This window comes from Kribbella sp. NPDC020701 (assembly GCF_055562215.1).
In genome coordinates, this window is record NZ_JBVHFT010000049.1 from 1 (window position 1) to 6,231 (window position 6,231).

Annotated in this window: 4 protein-coding genes and 1 pseudogene; 2 read left to right on the plus strand and 3 right to left on the minus strand. The window is 63.7% G+C overall.

Going from position 1 to position 6,231, the window contains the following annotated elements:
* Positions 1-645 (plus strand): transposase (locus ACZ3HV_RS44305; protein WP_465693894.1); only part of this gene is annotated, 645 nt, incomplete at its 5' end.
* 155 nt (positions 646-800) lie between these two features.
* Positions 801-1,136 (plus strand): annotated as a pseudogene (locus tag ACZ3HV_RS44310) (integrase core domain-containing protein); the annotation flags it as partial.
* A 151-nt stretch (positions 1,137-1,287) separates the two neighbouring features.
* On the opposite strand, the gene ACZ3HV_RS44315 reads toward ACZ3HV_RS44310, so the two are convergent.
* From ACZ3HV_RS44315 to ACZ3HV_RS44325, 3 genes are all read right to left on the minus strand, one after another.
* Entirely contained in the window at positions 1,288-1,590 is a 303-nt protein-coding gene (locus ACZ3HV_RS44315; RefSeq protein ID WP_465693896.1) for a hypothetical protein, read from the minus strand.
* Between the two features lie 70 nt (positions 1,591-1,660).
* On the minus strand, positions 1,661-2,542 hold the full coding sequence (locus ACZ3HV_RS44320) for a hypothetical protein (RefSeq protein ID WP_465693897.1): 882 nt from the start codon (positions 2,540-2,542) through the stop codon (positions 1,661-1,663).
* A gap of 54 nt (positions 2,543-2,596) precedes the next feature.
* Complete coding sequence (locus ACZ3HV_RS44325) at positions 2,597-6,208, minus strand: golvesin C-terminal-like domain-containing protein (protein WP_465693898.1); 3,612 nt, start codon at positions 6,206-6,208, stop codon at positions 2,597-2,599.
* Positions 6,209-6,231 lie beyond the last annotated feature (23 nt).

A 6,231-nucleotide genomic window follows, 5' to 3' on the forward strand; every position in this document is an offset into this window, starting at 1 on the left:
GCCTTGCAGTTGCTGCGGATGACCATCGTCGAAGCGCCGGATGAAGTGCGTGACCAGGTCCGTAACCTCACTCGCATGCAACTGATCCGGGTCGTGGCCGCCTGGCGCCCTGACATCTGCAATGTCGCCGACCCCGTGACCGCCTACCGGGTCGGGCTCAAGTCGCTGGCACGCCGTTACCTCGAGCTGTCCGACGAGATCACCGGCCTCGACGACCTCATCACCCCACTGGTGGAGGCCCTCGCCCCGCAACTGCTCGCACGAGTCGGCATCGGTGTCGAGATTGCCAGCCAGATGCTCGTCACCGCCGGCGACAACCCCGCCAGGATGAAGTCCGAAGCCGGGTTCGCGATGCTCTGCGGCGTCGCCCCACTGCCGGCCTCGTCAGGGATGACCCAGCGGCACCGGCTCAACCGCGGCGGGGACCGCCAAGCCAACCGCGCCCTGCACCTGGCCGTGGTCAGCCGCATCCGCATCGACCCGAAAACCCAGGCCTACATCGCCCGCAAGACCGCCGAAGGCCACTCCAAGCTCGAGACCATCCGATGCCTGAAACGCTACCTCGCCCGTGAGGTCTACTACCTGCTCAACCCCGGCCAGCAACACATCACCCGCCGCCCCTACCACCGGCGCCCAGCCGCATGAATCCACACCCCGGCGGAGCTCCTCCATCGCCGCCAACCAGCCGGAGCGCAGACGCGGTCAAGATGGAGCACCCCACGGCTGAACGACCTTGACCGCGTCGAGCACCGGCACACCATCACAAGCCGGAGGAGGACGCCGAAACAGCCCCTGTTGACAGACAGGAGAGCATCGCCGGGAGTCAATACACGTCGATCCGGCTCGCCGAGCACCTCGAACTCGAGGGCATCCGGCCCTCGATCGGGTCGGTCGGCGACGCCTACGACAACGCCCTGATGGAAACCATCAACGGCCTCTACAAGGCCGAGTGCATCCGCACCACCGTCTTCCACGACGGGCCGTACAAGACCATCGCCGACGTCGAATACGCCACCGCCGGCTGGGTCGACTGGTACAACAACCGCAGACTCCACAGCTCCCTCGCCATGACACCAGCCGTGGAGTTCGAGCAAGCCCACTACGCTGCTGTCAACCAAGAGCCGCAACCCGCATAAGAGCGGCAGAGAACCTGGGGCGCTTCACGAGTCAGGTGGAACGCAGGCCACGCCCGTCGTAGGTGTAACTCCAGGTGTCCAGCGTGCCTGTCGGCGAAGCGCCGGCCTTGACCGTGTCGACCAGATTCCGGACGTCCCACGTGTAGCCGGTCTAACGCGTGACCGCGGGACTGCCGGTACCGGCGTCCGGGTCGCGCTGGGCGTTGGTCGACAGCACGTTGGAATCGAGGTCGTAGGTGTAGTCGGTCTTCGCCTTGTTGGTGGCGCCCTTGAGCTCCTGCACCTGGGTGGTGCGGGCCAGGCCGTCGGTCGTGATCTTGAACGTGTCGGTCAGCGCGTTCGGGTTGGTGTCCTTGACCTCGGTCTGCTGACCGTTGGCGTCGTAGGTGTAGGTGAACGACCGCGACTCGACCGGGCTGGTCGAGACCAGCTTGATCGCGTCCGCGACCACCACACCCGCAGTCGCCGGCCGACTGCACCACAAGATTGCCGACGCGCAGGAACCATATCCGCGCCGCCGCCCTTCATGTCGGAGAGTTCCACCCCGTCGTTGACGCGATGGCGATGGCAGTAAGGATCGCTCGTCCCAGCACGTCTGGCTCACGCCAGTCCGTGACTGTCAGCCTCTCTCCCTGGCGATTCCCGAAATAGTCGCCGTCTTGATGCTTGTGGCGTGGCCAGATGCGCGCATCGGCCCCAATCTCCGACGTCATCACGTCGACTGAGCGGGAACGGGTGTAGAACCCACGCCAATCGGTTTCTCCGACAATCCTCAAGAACTCGTCGACATGATGTCGCGATTCTCGGGGCTCCGATTCAATCTGCTCGAGCAAGAGATTGGACGCAGCAATACCCACAGCGCTCCAACTACTTGCAGCACTCAACCGAACAAAAGGCGGCGCAATCACAGACCCATCCGGTGTCGACACAAGAGCATGCATGAAGATGGATCCGGCGTACTCATGCACTTGAATCGCAGCGGAGCGCGGCAACGGCATGTCACCACCGCCACGACTCATCTGCCGCCTCCAGGATTCACCCAAGTCGAGCCCGATTTCTCTCCGCAGGACAGGACCCGCTTTCATCTGCGTCACACGGAGCCAGTCGTCAGTCGAGCACACTGCCGATAATACACAGTCAAGCACGACGCTCCGCAACTCTTCGTCCTTGGCCGAGATCAAAACCTCAGTCATTGAGTAGCACAAATCGAGAATCTCGTCATTCCCCGCATCCACAGCTCGCCGAAAGACTCCATAGACAAATACGTCACGCACCAGCGTTCTTGCAAGCGACCAAGCCGGATCGCCATGCTGTAACTCTGCCTCTATCTGACGGGCGAGCTCGGGGAAATTCTCAGCGAGATACCCCGGAAGGTTATCGACGTCTATTGAGACTGCGCCATTCATCTCAAACCTCGGCAAAATCGATGCGACGTGCCATCGCAGCCCGGTCGCACGTCGTCATGAAACCGGAGTGCATCTCAGCACAAGACACTCGATGGACGACGGTAGCAGGCCCCGGCTCGGAGGCTTGCCAGCCATGACCCTGCCTGCCTCCCACGCCAACTGAGCATCCCCCGCCATACCAACCACCCCAAGCGCACTTCCAAGGAACTTCGCGCTGCCGTAGCCATGAAATGTCTGTTTATAAGCCCGAGGATCTTCGGCCTCGAAGAGCGCGCCGGTTTCACCCGAGACAGCCTGGTTCCGCGCAAGCTTCCGCATGCTCGTTTTGAACTCCTCATACCTGCCTTTCTCCTTGAGCGCTGCTGTAATCGGACCCGCCTCATCCACTGTCTCCAAGATATCCCAAGATCTCTTGAACAGCCGCCGGATCACCTCCTCGTCCGCAGGAGCCATCCCCGGCCGCCCGTTGAACTGATCTACGTCGCTCTGTCTCAGCACTTTGGCATACCCTTGAGCTTGATTCAGAACCTTCTCCAGATGATAGGTCTTGTTGACACGCCCGGTCTTGGCGCCAGTCTTCAACTCATTCAAGAGAGCCGTCGTTGACCTGCCGCGAATATACTCATTGTTGACCAGTCCTTGGAGGGCAGGATTCACCATCGTTGGCGGCGGCTCCGGCGAGGGTGGCCTCGGCGTATATGGCTGCCCATTTTCGTCAAGGGCGATGTGGCCGTCGAGTTCCATGCCGGTGATGGGGTTGCCGCCGGCGAAGGCGTAGCGGTTGGTGTTCCAGGGGTCGGTGCCGAGGGCGAGGTCCTTGAGGGCGCCCTCGTAGTAGTCGCGGGACAGGTAGCGGTTGAGGCCGGGGTTGTATTCGCGGAATCCCATGTCGTAGGTGCCGGTGGCGCCGTCGAACCGGGCCGAGTTGAACCGGTAGGGGTTGACGATGTCGGCGTCTTGGTTCGCGATGCCGGTGATGGCGTCGTCGCCGGTGGTGCCGGTCTTGTCGGGTTGGCCGTAGGCGGTGTACCGGTAGGTCGAGGTGGTCTGGCCGGTGGTGGCGTCGGTGAGGGTTTCGACGTCGCCGTGCGGGTTGGTGCCGTAGTACGACTTCTTCGACGTGCTGCCGTTGACCGGCGAGTCGACCAGGGACAGGTTTTCGCCGCCGGTGCCGTAGGCGTAGGACTTGGAGGTCTTCCAGGTCCCGGTGCTGTCTTTTTCTTCCTCGGCCGTGACCTGGTTCGCGAGGCCGACGAAGGTGTACCGGGTGGTGATCGAGGCGGCGGCGCCGACCTTTTCGGACTGGTTGACCATCCGGTCGAACGGGTCGTAGGTCTGGTTGCGGGTGTAGGTCGGGTTGCCGGCCGAATCGAACTTTTGTTGCCGGGTGAGGCGGTCGTAGCCGTCGTAGGCGTTCTGCTCGACGACCTGCGCACCAACATCGGTGGTGGTGGCGCGCCCGAACGGGTCGTAGCGCTGGTTCAGCGTCGTGGCGCCGGTGACCGTTTTGATCAGGCGGTTGCGGTCGTAGGTCATCGTCGACGTCGTCGCGCCGATCGTCTGCTTGGTAGTGTTACCGGCCGCGTCGTACTCGTAGGACTCGCTGTCGCCCTTGTCGACACCGGTCTTGACCACCGCGGCGAGCTGCCGGGCCGGGGTATAGGTGTACTTCGAGGCCTGATCCAGATACAACGAGCTGTTCGCCTGCAGGACCTTCTCGACGTCCAGCGAACGGTCCCCGTCGGGGTTGTAATACAGCGAGTGCGACGAGACCAGCAGGCCACCGCTGGTCTTCTCGGACAGGATCCGCTGCAGACCGTCCTCGTGATACGTGTACGTCGCGAGGTTGCCGTTCGGCTTCGTGACCGTGGACCGCAGACCACGACCGTCATAGGTATAGGACCAGGTATCCGTGCTCGTCGAGGTGGCGCCGGCCTTAACGGTGTCGACCAGGTTCCGCACGTCCCACGTGTAGCCGGTGTAACGAGACACGCCGAGCGTGTTCGCGTCAGCGCCCCGTTGCGCGTTGGTGGACAACACGTTGGAGTCGAGGTCGTAGGTGTAGTCGGTCTTCGCCCTCTCGACTCCCGTCTTGAGCTCCTGGACCTGGGTGGTGCGGGCCAGGCCGTCAGTGGTGACCTTGAACGTGTCGGTGGCGGCGTTCGGGTTGTTGTCCTTCACCTCCGATTGCCGGCCATTGGCGTCGTAGTTGTAGGTGAAAGAGCGGTTGTCGACCGGGCTGGTCGAGACCAGCTTGATCGCGTCCGCGACCACCACACCCGACGCGGCCGGCTTCAGCGTGATGGTCTTGGCGACGCCGTTCGGGAAGCTGAAGTTGCCCAGGTTGACCCACGGCGTGGCCGCGGTGCAGGCGGACTGGTCGACAGTCTTGGTGGCCGCGCCGGTGGAGTGGTTGATCGTGTACGTCGCCGCCGTCGATGCGCCAGTAGCCACCGGGCACGAGGCATAGACGTCGAACGAACCCGCGACATCCGGCAGCACCCGCCAGTTGAACGTGTCACCGGCTTCCGGCGTACCCACCGCCGCGGCCGCGTGCGTCCGGTAGTTCGCGCCTTGGGTGTTGGTGCCGCCGGTGACCGTGGCCCAGGTCCCGGTTGACGTGGTCTGCCAGGTGTCGGCGTTGTCGACGATATCGACCGGCTGCTGCGCGGCCGTGTCCGAACGCGACGCCAATGCACCGTCGGGGTAATAGCCCCAGGCCTGGGTCCGCTTCGCGTCGTCACCCGGCACCGTCAGGGTGCGGTCGGTCTGCTGACCCAACGGGTTGTAGCCGTAGGTCGCGGTGATCTGCCACGGGTCGGTGGAGGTCTTGATGTCACCGGAGCCGTAGTAGGTGAAGTTCGTCCACTGCGACGCCGGTGGCGCCGTAGCGGCGAACGTCGGTTCGGATTGTGCCTTGACCTCACCGGTCGGGTAGTACTGGATGAATGTGCTCGCCGGCGTCTTGTACAACGTGGTCGTGGTGTCGAACGCGGACTTGTTCTGGACCGGCCGGTTGTTCTTGTCGTAGACGGTCTCGGAGTACAGCGGAGTCGGACGGTCGTCATTGGTCGGGCGCGTCTGCCGGGTGACGTTGCCGGCCCCGTCGTAGGTCAGCTTGGTGACCCACTGCTCCTGGTGCCCACCGATCGGCGTGTGCGGAACCGAGACCTCGATCGGCTGACCGGCCTCGTCGTACTTGGTCGTCTTCGTGTGCCCGGTCTGGTTGATCTCCGCGGTCACGAGGCCGTCGGCGTCGTACACCGTCTTGCTGGTGTAACCGGCGGCATCGGTGACGGCGGTCGGGCGGTGGTTCAGGTCGTAGACCGTCTTGGCGGTGTAGTCCGTCGCCGGGGACGCGTTCCGCAGCGGATCGAGCACGGCGGTCTGGTTGCCGACCAGGTCGTACTCGAACGTCGTTGTCGGCGTCTTCGCGACCCCGCTCTCTACGAACGGCGTCTCCACCTTCAGCACCCGACCGAGCCGGTCGTAGGTGTACTTCGTGACGAAGTCGTTCGGGTCGGTGGTGGTCGCGACGCCCTTCGGCGCGGTCTCGGTGACCTTGCGGCCGAGCACGTCGTAGGTATACGCGACCTGCCGGCCAGTGGTGTTGTTGTCCGGCACCGTTTTCGTCAGCAGGTTGTCGGCGGCATCGAACGTCGACACCGACTCCGCACCGTTCGGCGCGG

What these genes read in the sequence shown, in the direction of transcription:
- ACZ3HV_RS44320 (WP_465693897.1), bottom strand. Translation starts at nt 2,542, where the DNA reads ATGAATGGCGCAGTCTCAATAGACGTCGATAACCTTCCGGGGTATCTC.